Source organism: Rufibacter sp. XAAS-G3-1, assembly GCF_013623775.1.
Classification (GTDB): Bacteria; Bacteroidota; Bacteroidia; order Cytophagales; family Hymenobacteraceae; genus Nibribacter.
Genome location: NZ_JABFAM010000005.1, coordinates 542,565 through 555,012 on the forward strand (window position 1 = coordinate 542,565; position 12,448 = coordinate 555,012).

14 protein-coding genes are annotated in these 12,448 nt (G+C 52.6%); 4 read left to right on the forward strand and 10 right to left on the reverse strand.

All coding sequences use genetic code 11. The features are described 5' to 3' along the window. Positions 1–129: 129 nt before the first annotated feature. Positions 130–1,155: a phenylalanine--tRNA ligase subunit alpha gene (gene pheS, locus HHO50_RS06560; RefSeq protein ID WP_181305189.1), complete on the reverse strand. Its 1,026-nt coding sequence runs from the start codon at positions 1,153–1,155 to the stop codon at positions 130–132. A 962-nt stretch (positions 1,156–2,117) separates the two neighbouring features. Here pheS and HHO50_RS06565 point away from each other — a divergent pair. Then, positions 2,118–2,375 carry an acyl carrier protein gene (locus HHO50_RS06565; protein WP_181305190.1) on the forward strand — a complete coding sequence of 86 codons (258 nt, stop codon included), beginning with the start codon at positions 2,118–2,120 and terminating at the stop codon, positions 2,373–2,375. A 199-nt stretch (positions 2,376–2,574) separates the two neighbouring features. On the opposite strand, the gene HHO50_RS06570 is transcribed toward HHO50_RS06565, so the two are convergent. The 3 genes from HHO50_RS06570 to HHO50_RS06580 all read right to left on the reverse strand — a co-directional run bounded on the left by HHO50_RS06570 (position 2,575) and on the right by HHO50_RS06580 (position 5,316). Then, positions 2,575–3,327, reverse strand: a complete 753-nt coding sequence (locus HHO50_RS06570) for a M48 family metallopeptidase (protein ID WP_181305191.1) — start codon at positions 3,325–3,327, stop codon at positions 2,575–2,577. A 178-nt stretch (positions 3,328–3,505) separates the two neighbouring features. Further along, positions 3,506–4,381: a YkvA family protein gene (locus HHO50_RS06575; RefSeq protein ID WP_181305192.1), complete on the reverse strand. Its 876-nt coding sequence runs from the start codon at positions 4,379–4,381 to the stop codon at positions 3,506–3,508. 293 nt (positions 4,382–4,674) lie between these two features. Next, positions 4,675–5,316, reverse strand: coding sequence for a C40 family peptidase (locus HHO50_RS06580; protein WP_181305193.1), 642 nt, complete (start codon positions 5,314–5,316; stop codon positions 4,675–4,677). A gap of 290 nt (positions 5,317–5,606) precedes the next feature. Here HHO50_RS06580 and HHO50_RS06585 point away from each other — a divergent pair, with 290 nt between their 5' ends. Beyond that, positions 5,607–5,960 carry a hypothetical protein gene (locus HHO50_RS06585; RefSeq protein WP_181305194.1) on the forward strand — a complete coding sequence of 118 codons (354 nt, stop codon included), beginning with the start codon at positions 5,607–5,609 and terminating at the stop codon, positions 5,958–5,960. Between the two features lie 100 nt (positions 5,961–6,060). Here HHO50_RS06585 and HHO50_RS06590 read toward each other — a convergent pair whose 3' ends face one another. Both HHO50_RS06590 and HHO50_RS06595 read right to left on the reverse strand, forming a co-directional pair. Beyond that, the gene (locus HHO50_RS06590; RefSeq protein WP_181305195.1) at positions 6,061–6,687 is read right to left on the reverse strand and encodes a thioredoxin family protein; all 627 of its coding nucleotides are present in this window, start codon (positions 6,685–6,687) and stop codon (positions 6,061–6,063) included. A 4-nt stretch (positions 6,688–6,691) separates the two neighbouring features. Then, positions 6,692–7,138 (reverse strand): TlpA disulfide reductase family protein, encoded by a 447-nt coding sequence (locus tag HHO50_RS06595; protein WP_255478619.1) that lies wholly within the window; start codon positions 7,136–7,138, stop codon positions 6,692–6,694. Positions 7,139–7,298: 160 nt separating this feature from the next. Between HHO50_RS06595 and HHO50_RS06600 the strand changes: the two genes are divergently transcribed. Next, positions 7,299–7,856, forward strand: coding sequence for a type 1 glutamine amidotransferase domain-containing protein (locus HHO50_RS06600; protein WP_181305197.1), 558 nt, complete (start codon positions 7,299–7,301; stop codon positions 7,854–7,856). 147 nt (positions 7,857–8,003) lie between these two features. Here the strand turns inward: HHO50_RS06600 and HHO50_RS06605 are convergent, their stop codons facing one another. Further along, positions 8,004–8,639 carry a porin family protein gene (locus tag HHO50_RS06605; protein WP_181305198.1) on the reverse strand — a complete coding sequence of 212 codons (636 nt, stop codon included), beginning with the start codon at positions 8,637–8,639 and terminating at the stop codon, positions 8,004–8,006. A 169-nt stretch (positions 8,640–8,808) separates the two neighbouring features. On the opposite strand from HHO50_RS06605, the gene HHO50_RS06610 reads away from it, so the two are divergent. Next, positions 8,809–9,711 (forward strand): histone deacetylase, encoded by a 903-nt coding sequence (locus tag HHO50_RS06610; protein WP_181305199.1) that lies wholly within the window; start codon positions 8,809–8,811, stop codon positions 9,709–9,711. 60 nt (positions 9,712–9,771) lie between these two features. Here the strand turns inward: HHO50_RS06610 and HHO50_RS06615 are convergent, their stop codons facing one another. The 3 genes from HHO50_RS06615 to HHO50_RS06625 form a co-directional block, all read right to left on the reverse strand. Next, positions 9,772–9,990, reverse strand: coding sequence for a hypothetical protein (locus tag HHO50_RS06615; protein ID WP_181305200.1), 219 nt, complete (start codon positions 9,988–9,990; stop codon positions 9,772–9,774). A gap of 145 nt (positions 9,991–10,135) precedes the next feature. Next, positions 10,136–10,879, reverse strand: a complete 744-nt coding sequence (locus HHO50_RS06620) for a methyltransferase domain-containing protein (RefSeq protein WP_181305201.1) — start codon at positions 10,877–10,879, stop codon at positions 10,136–10,138. Further along, positions 10,872–11,981: a type III polyketide synthase gene (locus HHO50_RS06625; RefSeq protein ID WP_181305202.1), complete on the reverse strand. Its 1,110-nt coding sequence runs from the start codon at positions 11,979–11,981 to the stop codon at positions 10,872–10,874. Before HHO50_RS06625 ends, HHO50_RS06620 begins: the two co-directional genes overlap by 8 nt. Positions 11,982–12,448: the final 467 nt, after the last annotated feature.

The window sequence follows — 12,448 nt, forward strand, 5'->3', positions numbered from 1 at the left end:
GTACTAGAAAAATTTTATGTTTTTGATAAGTCTCTGAAAATGAAACCGGAAGTTTTCTGTTTCAGGGCTGTTTTCTGAAAAGCAGCCCAGAAACAGGATAAGCGTTTCTGTACGGGCGCATGCAAAGTCTTAAATAGCCTCAAACTGACGCAGGAAACGGGCATCGTTCTCGGTGAAGAGGCGCAGGTCTTTGATCTGGTACTTGAGCATGGTAATGCGTTCAATGCCCATCCCGAAGGCGAACCCAGAGAACTCCTTAGAGTCAATGCCGCAGTTTTCCAGTACCTGCGGGTCTACCATGCCGCTGCCGCCAATCTCTACCCAACCGCTTTGCTTGCAGATGTTGCAGCCCTGGCCTTTGCAGATGAGGCAAGTGATGTCAATCTCGGCGCTGGGCTCGGTGAACGGGAAAAACGACGGGCGGAACCGAATCTGGGTGTCTGGGCCGAACAATTCCTGCACGAAGTAATACAGCGTGTCTTTCAGGTCTTTGAAACTCACGGCCCGGTCTACAAACAAGCCTTCTACCTGGTGGAACACGCAGTGCGCCCTTGCCGAAATAGCCTCGTTTCGGAAGACGCGGCCCGGGGATAAGGTACGGATGGGCGGTTTCTGGTGCTCCATCACGCGCACCTGCACGCTACTGGTGTGGGTGCGCAGCAGCATGTCGGGGTTTTTGCTCAGGAAGAAGGTGTCCTGCATGTCGCGGGCGGGGTGGTTCTCAGGGAAGTTCAGCGCCGAGAAGTTGTGCCAGTCGTCCTCCATCTCGGGCCCTTCCGATACGTTGAACCCGATGCGCTCAAAGATGCGGATGATCTGCTCGCGCACCCGGGACAGCGGATGACGGGTGCCCAAGGCGTTAGGAACCGGCGGCAAGGTGAAATCCAGGCCAGACAAGGCATCAGGCGTGGCGTTTTGCTCCAGGGCCTCCTGAAGGGTGTCCATTTTCTGCTGGGCCAGTTGCTTGAGCTGGTTCAGTTCCTGGCCTACCTGTTTGCGCTGCTCGGGGGCAACGGTTTTCATCTCGTCAAACAGGGCGGCAATCTGGCCTTTGCGGCTCACATAGGTGTTCCGGAAGGCTTCCAGTTGCTCTTTGTTCTCTATAGCATAGGCTTCAACCTCTTGGGTCAGCCGTTTTATGTTCTCCAATAGCATAGCGCAAAGATAAAGAAGTAATGGTGATTGCGTACCGTTTTATCTTGAAGTCCTTCGGCAAACGCTTTTCCCTAAATGAATGCTTAAAAGAACCAGCAGTGGTTTTACGCTTGTTTTCAAAAAATCAGCGGTAAAATGATTTTTTGAACCTGCTTACGCTCATTTTCAAAAGGAAGAGCGGTAGGTAAACAGAATCAAGTCCGTAGATCGCCTTTTTAAGCCTCTTTTTCTCAAACCAGCGGCAAAACAGAAACTGCTTCCGGATACCGCCCATCCTGAACCTGCTCAGGAAAGACTTGGCAGGGCCCTCTCGCCCTTGCTGCGTGTGCTCACCAGTAAGCAAGCGGGACGTTCTTCCTGTGGTTGGCTTGCTGGGGAACCAACAAGGGCGGCTGTTTCAACATTCTCCTGCTTTGCTAAGCAAGCTTCCTGCTTTTCCTCACTTTTCAACTCCCTGAAAAACTTTCTGAATTTATTTTTTCAGACGTAGGGGTAGTGCCTGGTTTCCCTGTCTCTAAGATGGACGCGTCCATCGTGATGACCGGGAGCGGGATTGTTACGTGGGCCGAGCTAGTGGTGAAGAACGGGATTTTACTGGTTGGATTCACAGCTGGATGGATGGAAGGAATGGAAAGAGGCCCCTGTGAGACCAGGTGTGCTGACCGCCACTGCTACCGTTTCGGGGTTGATTCCTCTGGCCATTCGCTTGAAGGTCAAGTCTTGTCCTCCTGGCAAAGCTCAATCCGTGCCGCTTCCTGGGCGGCTAGGACGTGACTTTCTGGGGGGTTGGCTTGAACCAGCATTTTGGGGTTGACCTTCGCTATGTTCCTTACCCTGTTGGAAATGCCTGTGATGTGCCCGGTTGAGGAGGAAATCAAGAATTGGGTACCGCCCAAACGCCGCAGGCAAGAGGTGTCTGGTAGGCTGATTTGTTTGAAAAAGGACGTTTAAATTTTACCTATATGATTACTGCACATACCCCATCCGTTACCCGGCAAGTCGTTAGAATTATTAGTAAGGCCAAGGAGATAAAGCCGTCACGTCTCCGGGTTTCTGCAGACCTAAGCAAAGAGTTTGGATTTGACACCGTTGATGTGGTAGACATTATTCTGGAACTGGAAAAGAACTTCAAGATTGTGATTCCAGATGAGGTGCCCCTGAATACCGTGGGTGATTTCGTGGATTACGTGTCTACCCACACCATGCGTCAGGCATCCTAACGGTTTTAAGGTTATTGCTCATTTTTACCTTAGAAAGGCAGCAGGGTTTTCCTTCTGCCCTTCTTTTGTGGGGGGATGCTGTGCGTAGAGTTAGCGCCAGCACTCTACGCACCAAAGGACAGCCAATCTCCTGATTGGCGAAACGGGTAAGCTGATTACTTCCTACTCCCAGACTCAAGACTCAGAACTCAAGACTCCCCTAAAACCCCTGCAACCGGTATGCCTTCATTTGTTTGTCCAGACCCCGGGCGTCTCCGCTTATTTTGTCTAAAAGAGCCCAGAAACGCGGGCCGTGGTTCTTCTCTACGGTGTGGGCGAGTTCATGCAGGATCACGTAGTCGCAGAGATGCTCTGGGAGGCGCATGAGGTGGAGGTTCAGGTTGATGTTGTTGGTGTGGGAGCAGCTGCCCCAGCGGGTTTTGGCATTCTTGATGGTGACTTGCTGATAAGAGAACCCGAACTGCTGGGCGAAATGCGCTACCCGTTGGGGTAAATAGCGTTTGGCCTCCAGCCGAAGGGTGTACTCCACGGCGTTTTTGATGTAGTCCTGTATGTCTGGGTGTTCCCAGGTGACCTGCTCGGGGTACCACACGTACAGCACGCCGTCTTTGATGCAGCTTTTGCAGTGCGGTAAAGGGTGGGGAAGCAGCAGCAATTGATGAAAGCGCGTCCTGAACTCAACCTCTGGGGAAAACAGCGTTTTATAGTGTTGCTCCTGCTGCTGGGAGGCTAAGTGTTTCCTAATCCAAGGGGCTTTCTCCTGCACAAAGGCCTCGGCCTGGGCCAGCGTGGCGCGTTTGGGTAGGGTCACGCGAACGCCTTTGCCGGGTTTAATGCTGATTCTAACGTATTTGGCCGTGGCGCTGGGCACAAACTGCACTAGCCCAATGGTCTCTATCTCCTTCTCCAGAATCCCCGTGGTAAGGGTGGGGCTGCTTTTCTTCCTGTCCATATCTAAAACAAAGATACAGCCCCCAACGCGATTTTCCCTTATGCAGAAGACGGGCTTTCATCGGCTAAAAACAAAAAAGACGCCCCACAAGAGACGCCTTTTTTGTTAGGGAAAGCTATAGAGCGTATGAAGGAAGATACTCCCACATTCACTCATTCAATCAATCACTCACTCAACCCTAGCGCACGTTCCCGCCGTGGTCGGTGTCATAGCTGTTGCTGCTGGGTACGCGGGAGCTGTCTGTGGTAGAGGCGCGTACTTCGGGTTCGCCGTAGCCAGAAGGAACGCCGTGGTCGGTGGGGGCGGCATCGGCGGTAGCCGTGGGGTCTATTTCCTGAATGGGGGTACCTTCCACGCTGTTGTAGCTGGTGATGGGAATGTCGTTCTGGGTGGGGATTATACCACCGGTAGAGCCTTGCGACCCAGACGAGTTATTCCCCATCTGCATGTTGCCTTCTCCATAGGTTGGGTTCTGTTGCGCTGCCGAGGAGCCTATGCCACCGGTAACGGGGGCGGTAGTGCCGCTGCCGGCGCTGTACTGGCCGGCAGCTTCATTCTCGTATTTTGGCGTATGGGCCGAGGTGTCTATGCTCAAAGCTCCGGCTACCTGGGTGCTTGGTTCAGTTGCGGCGGCAGGTTGGGCCGACTCCCAGGCGTGGAATTTATCCATCTCGGTTTTGATGCTGGTCATAAACCAGGCCAGCAGGGTGGCGTCGTCCAAGAGGCCAATCACCGGAATCCAGTCTGGTATCACGTCAATGGGCGACAGGAAGTAGATGAGTACGGCCACCGCCATGACCACCGTGTTTTTGGGAATGCCGTGGTACTCGCCGGAAACCGACGCTTTGATGAGGCGCGTTAACGTAGCCAGGCTCTCCATGACCTCGGCGGCAATGGTGCCGAAGTCCTTTCGCTCGCTTGCTTTCTGGTAGGCATCGTTCAGCAGGGTCTTGATGCGCAACGGCTGTTTCAGGTAGTCTTCGGCTTTCTGCAAAAAGCGCTTGAAAAACGAAGATTCGTGTATGTTCTTGGTATTGCCTGTTTGATTTTCCATAGGGAACTAGAGTTAACGTTAAGTAGAAGTAAAGGCCAGCGTGCTTGCCGGCGGGCCAAGGCGAAATAACAAAAAAATAACGGATGTATGACCCGGTCATTTCATTCCCGAACCCCCTAGGATCTGCCCTGCTGGTAACGTCTTGTATACTTGTTTCACTGGAAATAGTTAGCGGGGAATTTCTGTTTCTGGGCCCCTTTCTGAAAAAGGGCCCAGAAACAGAAAACATAAAAAAAAGCGCCTGCTCTGTAAACCAGAGGCAGGCGCTTTTCTACTGGGGTAAGCAGCTACGGTTAGATAACTCTACCAGCGGCGTAAAAGTGTCTTTTGTAGTAAGGTGACATTAGGGAGTTGATCATGACCCCGCCGTTGGTGGCCGCATGAATGAATTTGCCGTCTTCCAGGTAAATGCCCACGTGGAAAATGGGTTGGCCGGGGCCGCGGCGGAAGAAAACCAAATCTCCGGTTTCCATGGCGCTTTTAGAGACCCTGTTCACTTGGTGGAACATAGAGCGGGAACTATGGGTAAGCGAAATGCCGTACACTTGCTTGTATACTTTGCTGACAAAGCCAGAGCAGTCGGTGCCGCGTTGCGAGTTTCCGCCGGAGCGGTACGGGGTGCCAATCCAATCAGCCACGGTTTCCAGCAGGGCTTTATCTTCGTCAAAATCAAGGCGCAGGCCCAAGGACTGGGAGTAGTAGTTGTAGAAGAGGGAGTCTTTGTAGGTGAGGCCCTTTTCGCGGGCTACCTCATTAACGGGGTCAGAAGCACCAAAGTTGTTGTGTGCCAGGGCCCATTCCTGAATTTGTTCTGATGGGGTGACCGTGATAGCATCTTCAGAGTAAGTGGAGGCTGAAGAAGGTTGTACTTCATAAAAGAAGGACATAAACGCAGAGCCTAAGGCTAGTGCAGACAGAATGTAACTTTTCATCATCTGTTTTAATGGTGAAACATCGGGTGGTACCGGCTGCAGCAGAGACCACCTCGCGGCCCTTCCAACTGTCAGCGCCCTGAAGCGCCTAAAAAACAGGAAGAAAGCCCTTTTACAGAGAGTTTATCGATTTTCGACTTCCCCTCATTATTTCAAAGGTAAAAACGAAACCTTTTAAAAACAAACTCGTAAAAGCGCACTTTTAGTATTAAAGCAGGAAAAGAAAATTTTAGGAGAGGTGAAAATGTAGCCTGAGCGACCAGAATGCCGTATAAACTGGCAAAATAAAGAAGATGCAACCGCCAGAAAAAAATCTCAAAATTGTTGAGAATTCACTCTTTGCCCGTATTGCCCGCTGGAAACTGAAGAGCTCCAACGTAGCCATGGTGCTGGGCAAAACTATTCACTTAAGCGGAGTTTCCAAAGAGAAATTTCTGCGTGACACGCCTTGGGTAGCCCATGAACTGTGCCATGTGCGTCAGTTTAAGGAACATGGCTACCTTAAATTTCTGTGGCTGTACCTGGTGGAGTCTTTGCACGTGGGGTATTACAACAACAAATTTGAAGTGGAGGCCCGGATGGCGGGCGTAAAAGAGGAACATCTGGCCAAAAACAAGCTTACAACGCCGCCCCCTACTGCGGTCTAGCAACTGAGTAGGACTTTTTAAAAGCCACAGAGGCCGTTTACAGGCTGTTTTCTTGGAAACAGCCTGTAAACGGCCTCTGTGGTATAGGTAATCTTATAGATTAGCTGTTGTTGCGCCACTTAATAGTGCAACCAATGGCTTTGGTGCTGGTTTGCGGTACTGCTTTGCCGGTAAGCAGGTGATCAAGGGCGGTTTCTACGTAGCGTTTTTGCACTTTCTCAGGGTCGCCTGAATTGTCGTCAATGGCGCCAATGTACGCCACTTTCAGATCCTGGCCTGAGCGGGTGAGCAGGTAGATGTGCGGGGTGCGGGTGGCTCCGTAACGCTTGGCAATTTCCTGCGTCTCGTCATACAAGTACACAAACGGGAACTTCTTGTCGCTGGCCCGCTTCTGCATGTGCGCATACGAATCTTCCGGCGATGCCGTCACATCGTTCGGGTTGATGGCGATGACCGGGTATCCCTTGGACGCGTATTTCTGGTGCAGTTGAATGAGGCGGTCTTCGTAGAGTTTGGCGTAAGGGCAGGTATTGCAGGTAAAGGTTACAATAAAGCCTTTGGCCTCTTTCTGATCGCGCAAACTCACCAGCTGGCCGTTTACGTTTTTCAGTTTGAAGTCGGTGGCGGTGTCGCCTACCTGGTAGCCGCCTTCGGCGGGTTTGTACGCCGAGGCTCCCCACAGCGTGAACACGCTTAGAAGTAGAAAAAGATAGTAAGGTTTTTTCATAAAATTAGGGGGTGTGTGAAAAGGTGGAAGTTAAATACGTATTCAGTTGCGCCAGCGTAATGGGTTTCTCCAGAAACAGCCGTTGCTTGCGGGCGTTGTTCACAAAGAGCGTAGCCGGAATAGCGCCGCTCCACGAAGGGTCAACCAGGTCAATCCAGGCATTCTGGTCGGGCTCGTCCAGCAGGAAAACGGTGCTCTGCAATTTGTGTCGGTTCACAAACGGCACCACTTTCTTGTCCAGGTCTTTCGCGAAGTCCATGCTCACCAGCACCACCTGCACCGGCTGACCGGCGTATTGTTTCTGCACGGCCTCAAAGTTGGGGAGTTCCTCAATGCAGGGTTTGCACCAGGTAGCCCAGAAGTTGATGATGTAGGTAGTGTCTGAGGTGGAGTTGAGGTATTTCTGCAAATGCGGCAGCTTTACCAGGGCTACCTTCTGGGTCTGGGCCATGAGTGAATTACCGGCCAGCAAAAAACTGAAAAGCAGCGCACAAGTAAAAAGAATTCTCCGGGGGAACATAGATGTACTGTATATCATACTAAATGTAACGATTCTATCTCTACTAAAGTACAACTATATACGATTTTAACATATAGATAAACTAATAAACATGTCACAAAAACTCGCTGGAAAGAAAATTGCCATTCTGGTAGAAAACGGATTTGAGCAAGTAGAGCTGGAAAAACCGAAAGCCGCCCTGGAAGACGCCGGGGCCGAAACCCACATCATCTCCCCGCAATCTGGGAAAGTGAAAGCCTGGGCCAAAACCGATTGGGGGACGGAATTCACCGTTGACAAAGAATTGAAAAGCGCGGTGGCCTCAGATTATGACGGGCTGCTGCTGCCCGGCGGCGTCATGAACCCCGATTACCTGCGGGCCAACGATCAAGCCGTTGCCTTTGTACGGGCCTTCAATGACACCGGAAAGCCCATTGCCGCTATCTGTCACGGGCCCTGGACGTTAATAGAGGCCCAGGCCGTGCAAGGCCGTAAAATGACCAGTTGGCCTTCCCTCAAAACCGACCTCACCAATGCCGGAGCCAACTGGGTAGACGAAGAAGTGGTCACTGATCATGGCTTGGTGACCAGCCGTAAACCAGACGATATCCCCGCCTTCAACAAGAAGATGATTGAAGAGTTTGCCGAAGGAAAACACGACCGGGCATAAGTTCCCGGTTCCCTAAAACACAGAAGCCGATGGTTCTGCCATCGGCTTCTGTGTTTTAGGGGTGTTTTGAGAAAAACAGCCCTAAAACAGAGAAGGCGCTTCTGAACGGAAGCGCCTTCTCCATAAAACTTTCTGTAATTACGCTTATCAGAACCCTACGCCCAGGTAAACCTGGAAGTTGCCCGCTTTAATGTCGTTCAGAGCGCGGTTGGCATTGGCGGCATCAAATTTTCCTAGGTCAGCGAAACTACGGTAATAACGGCCTCCCAGCCTAAAAATAGAAAGGCGGGCTTCCAAACCGGCGGCGGCCCCGTAGTCAAAGGTGTTCAGACCTTCTTTGTCAATTTCCCTGTCATCTTCTTTGGCGGTTAACATGATGCCCACCTGCGGCCCCGCGTGAATGCTGATGTTTTCGGTAAGGTTCAGCACGGCTAGTACCGGCACATCAATATAGTCAAACTGTCTGTCTCCCGCCACATCTTCCACATTGCGGCGGGTATAGAGGGCTTCCGGCTGAATGGAAAAGACCCGGCCTACGCTAAACTGCGAGTAAAAACCGGCATGCCAATTTTGGGAGCTTTTCAGATTGTCCAGTGCATCTTTGCCATCGCCTTGCAGTGCGCTGAAAAGTACGCCGCCTTTCACCCCAAAGCCGCTGTTGGTGCGCGCATCGCCGCCGGTTTCTTCGTTGTGGTTAATGATGCCTCTATTCAGCACGCGTTCCTGCGCCTGGGCTACGTCAAAGAAAAATACACTTATCAAAAGTAAACAGATTTTTTTCATAGCAGATAGTATATTTGGTATAGGTTCAGTAAGCCCACTTGCAGAAGCAGACCGTACCTCTTATACTGTCTGCTGGCTGGAATGTTGCAGTCAAACATCTGGGTTGGGTGCAATGTTATCATTCCAAAAGACGGCAGAAATAATCCAATAAATAGCTTTCCTTACGTATATGCTTAAGATTGCCTGGTCGCCAGAGTACACCCATCCGCTTCCCGAAAACCACCGGTTTCCCATGCTCAAGTATGAACTGCTGCCGGAACAGTTGCTGTACGAAGGAACCGTGAGCCAGGAAAACTTCTTCCAGCCAGCCCCCATCCCAGAAAACCGGATTACGCGGGTGCACGAACCGGAATACTGGCGTAAACTGCATAGGTTAGAGCTCAGTCCTTCAGAAATCAGGAAAACCGGTTTTCCGCTGTCCCAAGAATTGGTCACCCGGGAGGTAGGGATTATGGGCGGCACCCTGGAAGCGGCTGACTATGCCTTGCAACACGGTGCGGCCATGAACATTGCCGGGGGCACCCACCACGCGTTCACCAACCGGGGCGAAGGTTTCTGCCTGCTCAATGATAACGCCTTGGCGGCCCAGTATCTGTTGGACGAAGGCAAAGCCACCAAGGTGCTCATTGTAGATTTAGACGTGCACCAGGGCAACGGCACGGCTCAGATTTTTGCGCATGAACCGCGGGTGTTTACGTTCAGCATGCACGGGGGAAACAACTACCCGCTGCACAAAGAGCAATCTGACTTGGATGTACCGCTGCCCGATGGCATTGAAGACGCCGCCTACCTAAAACTCCTACGTGAACACCTACCCACCCTCATGGACAAGGTAGCGCCCGACTTCGTGTTTTTCCAGTGCGGGGTAGACGTGCTGGCGTCAGATAAACTAGGGAAGCTGGGGCTTACGCTGGCCGGCTGCAAAGAGCGCGACCGCTTGGTGCTGGAACTGTGTCACCAACACCGCGTGCCCGTCTGCGCCAGCATGGGCGGCGGTTACTCTACCCGCATCGCAGACATCGTAGAAGCCCACGCCAACACCTTTAGGCTGGCCCAGCAGATTTTCTTTTAGTATGAGGTAGCAAGTATGAGGTAGCAAGACTTTTTTCATCGTGCTACCTGATACTATGTGTCAATTCCGGGATTTCAGTTTTGCGTCAGAGTCGCGCAGGAAGGGGAGGGAGCGTTTTAGTGCCAGGTAAATGAGGGGCACCAGCAGGAGCACCAGCAGTAAGTAGATCATCACCTTCATGGTTTCAAAGAACAGGCTGATGACCATGGCTGATAAAAGAAGGGAGGCCGCTAAAAGCAGCCAGAACTGAAGAGGTTGTTTGGAGGAACTTCGGCCCATGGTTAATGATTTGGTGAAACAATAGGCAAAGGCGGCTTCACGTAAAAGGAACGCCTTCGCTTTCAGGAGAACGTCCAGTGCGTTTTACCGTATTTTTATTTTGTGGTAAATGCACGGATGTTTCTCTGTAAGAGTAAGTTACAAATTATATTTGGTTTTGGTGCTCTTTTTCTGAAACCGGGCCAAAAACAAGCTGCCAGCGGAAGGCCCATTTCCACCGCAACCGGTACGCCTCAAGGCCCGCCTTTGCCAGAATGCGCCGCCAGTCTGCGCGGGAAAAAGCCCGCAGCACCGACAGCGGCGCATCATGCTTCACTAAGTACGAGCGGGAGAAGATTTGGGTAAGCCCTTTGATGGAGTAATACGCCAGCGGGTGCCGGTGAAGGTCATTGATGAGTACTGCCACGCGCACCTGTTTGCTTAATTGTGCCAGTAAGGAAGAGAGGGCGGCATCTGAAAAATGGTGCAGAAACAGGCTGCAGATGACAATATCAAACTGCTGCCGGGCGAATTCAGGTGAAAAGACATCGGCTTGCCGGAAAGAGATCTCTGGGTATTGCTGGCTGAGCGAGGCGCTGTATTGGAGCATGAACGCGTTGGCGTCCAGGCCCACCAATTCTACGGGAATATGCTGGCGGCGCGCCCAACGGGCCACCATGCGCAGGGTGTCTCCGCCGCCGCTGCCCAGATCGGCTATTTTCAGCTTCCTTTTGGGGAAAGAGGCCAGAAACGGATGCTTCAGGAGCTGGTTTAACCCATTGCGGACTACGTCATGGCCGCCCAGCCAGACATTGATGAACTCCAATTCCTGCAGGTTGCGGCGCAGATCCTCGCCGGCGAGGGTGAGGTCGTCCATCAGCTCCAACTCCGTAGACCGCTGTTTAAACATAGTGCACCGAGAGCAGCATGGATTCTAAGGTGAGGCCCGGCCCGAAGGCAAAGCTGAGGATGGGGGCCTCATGGCGGTCTGGGTGCAGTTCACGCCACAGGGCCTGCAGCACAAACAGCACCGTGGCCGAGGACATGTTCCCGAACTGCCGCAGCACTTGGTAGGCGTGCTTGTTGTCTTGGGGGGTAAGCCCCAGGGCCTGCTCAATCACCTCCAGAATCTTGCGCCCGCCCGGGTGAATGGCGAACAAATCTACCTCCTCCAGCTTCAGGTTGAGCTTTTGCAGCAGCGACTGGGTCAGTTGCCCAATGCCCTGTTTGATCAAGGCCGGCACGTAGGACGAAAGCGTCATCTCAAACCCGAAATCGTGGATGTGCCAGGCCATGTCTTTCTGCCCCGAGGGTGCCAGATCACAGTGAAACGCGTCTACCCGCAAAGACAAAGGCGAAAGCGGCTGCGGGCTCACCAGCACGGCGGCGGCCCCATCGGCGAAGAGGGAGTTGGACACCAGGTGGTCGCTCTCGGGGTGTTTCTGGAAGTGGAGGGTGCACAGTTCGGTGCAGACAATGAGCACGCGGGCCTGGGCATCGGCGCGGCAAATGGTGTCGGCCACTTTCAGGGCGTTGAAGGCCGCGTAACAGCCCATAAAGTAGATGCCGGTGCGTTGCACCTGCGTAGGCAATTCCAAGGCCTCTACCAATTCAATGTCCAGCCCTGGGGCGTACATGCCGGTGCAACTGACGGTGATTAGATGGGTGATTTGGTTTGTCTCTAAACTTGGAATCTGGGCCAGACATTCTTGCGCCGCCTCTACTGAGAGCGGCAGGGCCGCTTTCCGGTAGGCCTGCATGCGGTCGCCCACGGTAGGGAACGGTTCCAGCCCCGGCGTGTTGGGGAAGAACTCATACTCGCCGTTCTGGCGGCCATAATCTGAGAGCGCGGAATGGCGCTGGTCTATGCCCGAGACCCGGTACAGGGCTTTCAGCTTGCGCGTGTCCTGCCCGTCTAACTGAAGGGCCTCGGCCATGAAATCAGCGATCTGTTGCTGAGGAAAAGCATGCGGTGGATTAGCCGTGCCGATGGCGCAGAGATAACTCTTCATATTCTAAGTATAAGCAAAAAAGCGGCAAGATGTTTAGGGCGGCGCGTTTGTTTTGTCAAAGTTCTTGGCCGAAGGGGGAATGTATTGCCTATTGCTGTCATACTCAGTTGGCGCGGTTCAGGTTTTGCCGGTTGCCTCAGGGAGTGCGGTCGCGCCGGGAACTGCTTTATGGGAGGATGGGATTTAAGCCTTGTTTCCGGAAAACAGGCGCAAAACGGGTTTGTCTTTTTCCGCCGCTAAGAACCTGTTCGCGTTTTGCTTTCGTCATCTAAAACGGCCAGGATAAGGTTCTGCGGAAGCATTTTTTGAGTTGTGTAGCCGTACTACGGGGCAAGGGAAATGGGAAGGCAGGTTCTTGTTCTGGGCGTTTGCAGCACAAAGGGCAAAACGTGAACAGGCGAAGGGAACTGATCTTACGCTCTACTGCTGGTGGTGGTTCCCGGCGAGTCTGGAGACGCGCTGCCTCC

Excerpts from the sequence above, each read along its gene's own strand:
- HHO50_RS06620 (WP_181305201.1), bottom strand. The coding sequence starts at position 10,879 with ATGTTTAAACAGCGGTCTACGGAGTTGGAGCTGATGGACGACCTCACC.
- HHO50_RS06615 (WP_181305200.1), bottom strand. The coding sequence starts at position 9,990 with ATGGGCCGAAGTTCCTCCAAACAACCTCTTCAGTTCTGGCTGCTTTTA.
- HHO50_RS06575 (WP_181305192.1), bottom strand. The coding sequence starts at position 4,381 with ATGGAAAATCAAACAGGCAATACCAAGAACATACACGAATCTTCGTTT.
- HHO50_RS06585 (WP_181305194.1), top strand. The coding sequence starts at position 5,607 with ATGCAACCGCCAGAAAAAAATCTCAAAATTGTTGAGAATTCACTCTTT.
- HHO50_RS06610 (WP_181305199.1), top strand. The coding sequence starts at position 8,809 with ATGCTTAAGATTGCCTGGTCGCCAGAGTACACCCATCCGCTTCCCGAA.
- HHO50_RS06605 (WP_181305198.1), bottom strand. The coding sequence starts at position 8,639 with ATGAAAAAAATCTGTTTACTTTTGATAAGTGTATTTTTCTTTGACGTA.
- pheS (WP_181305189.1), bottom strand. The coding sequence starts at position 1,155 with ATGCTATTGGAGAACATAAAACGGCTGACCCAAGAGGTTGAAGCCTAT.
- HHO50_RS06580 (WP_181305193.1), bottom strand. The coding sequence starts at position 5,316 with ATGATGAAAAGTTACATTCTGTCTGCACTAGCCTTAGGCTCTGCGTTT.
- HHO50_RS06595 (WP_255478619.1), bottom strand. The coding sequence starts at position 7,138 with ATGGCCCAGACCCAGAAGGTAGCCCTGGTAAAGCTGCCGCATTTGCAG.
- HHO50_RS06590 (WP_181305195.1), bottom strand. The coding sequence starts at position 6,687 with ATGAAAAAACCTTACTATCTTTTTCTACTTCTAAGCGTGTTCACGCTG.
- HHO50_RS06625 (WP_181305202.1), bottom strand. The coding sequence starts at position 11,981 with ATGAAGAGTTATCTCTGCGCCATCGGCACGGCTAATCCACCGCATGCT.
- HHO50_RS06570 (WP_181305191.1), bottom strand. The coding sequence starts at position 3,327 with ATGGACAGGAAGAAAAGCAGCCCCACCCTTACCACGGGGATTCTGGAG.
- HHO50_RS06600 (WP_181305197.1), top strand. The coding sequence starts at position 7,299 with ATGTCACAAAAACTCGCTGGAAAGAAAATTGCCATTCTGGTAGAAAAC.
- HHO50_RS06565 (WP_181305190.1), top strand. The coding sequence starts at position 2,118 with ATGATTACTGCACATACCCCATCCGTTACCCGGCAAGTCGTTAGAATT.